2 protein-coding genes are annotated in these 3,127 nt (G+C 77.1%); both read right to left on the minus strand.

The window, feature by feature from the left end:
* The coding region (locus ACFV6I_RS38705; protein ID WP_380430880.1) for a SpoIIE family protein phosphatase at positions 1 to 1,844 on the minus strand (1,844 nt) is incomplete at its 3' end.
* Positions 1,845 to 2,209: 365 nt separating this feature from the next.
* Entirely contained in the window at positions 2,210 to 2,725 is a 516-nt protein-coding gene (locus ACFV6I_RS38710; RefSeq protein WP_107452835.1) for an ATP-binding protein, read from the minus strand.
* Between the last annotated feature and the right edge of the window lie 402 nt (positions 2,726 to 3,127).

Below are 3,127 nucleotides of genomic sequence, written 5' to 3' on the forward strand. Positions count from 1 at the left end.
CCCTGGACGGCGAGCCCGATGGCTGGGGGGGCGGGGGCGCGGGGCCGGGGGGGGGCGCGCGCCGGGGTGCCCCGGGCGTTCCCCCCGACCTGCCCCACCCCGCGCGCCTCGACCAGGCCGTCGGTACAGAGCAGCACCGTCTCGCCCGGGTCCAGGCTGAACCGGGTGACCCGGTACTCCTGGTCCGGGTCGATGCCCAGCGGCAGCCCGCCGGCCACCGGCACCACGGCGGCGGTGCCGTCCGCCCGGCGCACCACCGGGTCGAGGTGGCCGGCCCGGACGGCGTAGACCACGCCGTAGTCCACGTTGACCTCGGCGTAGGCGCAGGTCGCGAAGTGGTCGGTGTCCAGGTCGGCGAGGAAGCGGGAGGCGCGGGCCATCACCGCGGCCGGCGGGTGCCCCTCGGCCGCGTAGGCGCGCAGCGCGATCCGCAGCTGGCCCATGATCCCGGCGGCGTGCACGTCGTGGCCCTGGACGTCCCCGATCACCAGGCCGACGTGCCCGCCCGGCAGCGGCACCACGTCGTACCAGTCGCCGCCGATCTGCAGGCCGGAGCCGGCCGCCAGGTAGCGCACGGCGGTCGTCACCCCCGGCACCGACGGCACGGTGCGCGGCAGCATCACCCGCTGGAGGCCGGCCGCCAGCTCGTGCTCGGCGTCGTGCAGCCGGGCCCGGGCCAGGGACTGGGCGACCAGCCCGCCCAGGGTCGACAGCAGGGTGCGCTCGTCGGCGTCCAGCTCGCGCTCGTCGTCGAAGCTGACCACGCAGACGCCGATCGCCCGCCCGCTGGCCACCAGCGGCAGGAACGCCCAGGAGCCGCGCCCGGTACGGCTGGTCGGCTCCCAGACGTCGGGGTAGGACGCGCGGAACTCCTCGCGGGTCGGGATGAACACCGGCGCCCGGTGGCGCACCGCCTCGGCGGCCGGGTGCCCGGCCGGCAGCACCGTGCGGTCCCAGACCGCCAGCGCCTCGGTCCGGTAGCCGGAGGCGCCGAGCACCTGCGCCCGGCCGGCCTCGAAGGAGGCCAGCACCAGGCCGTCCGGCGGCAGGCCGGGCAGCGGCAGCCCGGTGAACACCCGGGCCACGTCGCGGACGGTGACAGCTTCGGAGAGGGCGCGGGCCGCCTCCTTGATGAACCGGGAGCGCTCCTCGCGCAGCAGGGCCATCCGGTCGGCGCGGTCGCGCTTGTGCAGTTCGACGGTGGCGTCCCAGACGAAGCCCACCATCCGCGAGGCCCGGCCGAAGGCGTCCGCGAGCACCCGGCCGCGGAAGCGCACCGCGCGCATGGTGCCGTTGGGCCCGACGGTGCGGTAGTAGGCGCCGCACTGGCCCAGTTCGGCCACCGCCCGCTCGACCCGGCGGCGCACCACCGGCGCGTCCTCGGGGTGCAGCAGGGCCAGGAAGGAACCGGCGGTGCGGTCGAAGCGGCCCTGGTCCATGCTGTCCAGGCCGATGATCGCGCAGGCCCGGTGGTCGCCCTCCAGGACGTCGCGGCGGATGTCCCAGTCGAAGGAGCCGATGCCGTTGGCGGCCATCGCGGGCTCCAGCCAGTCCGGCATGGTGTCCGCGGAGGCGGGCGGCAGGCTGCCGGGGAGCACCGTCGCCAGCCGTCCGGCGGCGAGCGCGGGCGCCGGGCGCGGCACGGGCCGGCGCACCGCCTGCGCGGGCGGCTTCGCCCGGCCCGGCCCGGTCGCGGCGGGGCCGGCGGGGGGCTGGTCGACCGTCACGGGAGCGGGACCGGCGGGGTTCGGACCGGTGGTGCGGGCGGAGGCTGCCTGCTGCGGTTCGGCGGTGGGCACACCGGGTGGAAGCGCCGGCCCCGGCGACTCGGGCTCAGTGGGCATGCTGCTCCTGCCGCTGCCGTGGCGGACCGCGCCGACCGTCCGGCCGGGCCGCGTGGCGGTGTGATGGGTGGTGCTGGATCGGACGGTGTCGACGGGCGGGGTCGGTCGAGGTTCGGTCTCCCCGCTGCTTCCCGCACGTGGACACACATTCCCACCATCCTGTCCAATGTTGGGCCGAGCGGCAATGGCAACGGGCCGGAAATCTTCCGTTCCGCCTTCTGTTCTGGGCATGCTTCGAAGGCGAATGAATCGACGGCGAACGGTGCGACGGGCCGCGCGCCCCGCCCGCCCCGCGCCCCCGAGCGCCCCGTGCGCCCTGTGCCCGCGCCCCGAGCCCGTGCCCCGCGCCCCGGGAGCGGCCGGGCTCAGGGCAGGGCGAGCTCGAACCAGGTGACCTTGCCGTCGCCCCGCAGCTGCACGCCCCACGCGTCCGCGAGCGACTCCACCAGCAGCAGGCCGCGCCCCGAAGTCGCGTACTCGGCGTCCGGATCGCGGCGCCGGCCGGGCAGCCGGGTCGTGCCGTCCTGCACCTCGATCCGCAGCCGGTGGTCCGACCCGAGCACCGCGTCGAACACCGCGCCCTTGCCGGTGTGCAGCAGCGCGTTGGTCACCAGCTCGGAGGAGAGCAGTTCGGCGGTGTCCGACAGCTCCGGCACCCCCCAGTGGCTGAGCGCCGTCCGCAGCCGCCGGCGGACCGAGCCGACCGCGACCAGGTCGGCCGGGTCGAGCGTCAGGTGCAGCCGGCGGTGCAGGGCGCAGCCGGGGGCCGAGGTGCCCGGCAGGGTCGTCCCGGTGCCGCCGGCTGCGCCCGGGGCGGGCCCGGACCGGTAGGCGTCACCCGAACTCGTCCGCTGCCGCGGGAATCGCGACTGACCGTCCATCAACACATGCCCCCGCCCTCGAATCCGGGCCCCCGCCTCCGGATCCCCCGCCGGCCGGGTGGCCCCTACGTTCTGACCACTCATCCTCATGCCCAGTTGACGGCGTTTGCAACAGTGTGCGTCCGATCACGTGGGGTGAAAGGGGCACGGGGAGGTTCACGTGATCCAACTGCCCGCGCCGGACAGGTTTGCGAAGCGCAGAGCCTGTTTTCGAGCCCGCCCCCGCCCGATCCCGCGCACACCCGGCGCCCGGGCGCCGGCCCGCGCCGCCCTCCCGCTCCCCGTCGCACCCCCGCCGCGCGCCGGGCCCCGGCCGGCCCCGGCCCCCGCCGCGCGCCCCGCCCCCCCCCGCGGCGCGGATTACCCGCCGGGCGTCCCCCCGGGGCGTACCCCCGGGGCGTC

The organism is Kitasatospora sp. NPDC059803, assembly GCF_042732255.1.
In the GTDB taxonomy this organism is placed as follows: Bacteria; Actinomycetota; Actinomycetes; order Streptomycetales; family Streptomycetaceae; genus Kitasatospora.